Here is a 601-nt window from a genome sequence, read left to right on the forward strand (position 1 = left end):
TTTAGATCTCGTCAAAGCACTACTGGATGAACTTAAAGGTTTAGGACCGCTTCAAGCGTTGGTTGATAACGATGATATCTCGGACATTATGATCAATGGTCCGTCAGATATTTTCATCGAAATCAACGGCAAGGTAGAGAAGTCGCCAATCCAGTTCGTCAATGAAAAGCAGCTCAATACTATCGCCAAACGCATTGCATCCAATGTAGGGCGTCGAATTGATGAATCGAAACCGCTCTGTGATGCGCGTTTAGAAGATGGTAGTCGTGTAAACATCGTAATACCACCTCTTGCGATTGATGGTACTTCAATCTCAATTCGTAAGTTTAAAGAGCAAAAAATCAAGTTGGAAAACTTGGTTCAGTTTGGCGCGCTGTCCGTTGAAATGGCGAAGCTACTTTCCATTGCGAGCCACTGCAAGTGCAACATTCTTATTTCAGGTGGTACTGGTTCTGGTAAGACAACACTACTGAACGCTTTGTCAGGCTTTATCGGCAGTGGTGAACGTATTGTCACCATTGAAGATGCTGCCGAACTTCAGTTGCAGCAGCCGCACATTGTGCGTTTGGAAACGCGCCAAGCAAGCGTCGAAGGTACTGGT

General features: G+C 44.9%; 1 protein-coding gene. It reads left to right on the top strand.

From position 1 onward, the window contains the following. A partial coding sequence (locus R8O10_RS26245; RefSeq protein ID WP_318192099.1) for a CpaF family protein occupies positions 1-601 on the top strand: 601 nt, incomplete at both ends.

Origin of the sequence: Vibrio sp. 1727 (assembly GCF_033344415.1) — a bacterium.
GTDB lineage: Bacteria > Pseudomonadota > Gammaproteobacteria > Enterobacterales > Vibrionaceae > Vibrio > Vibrio alginolyticus.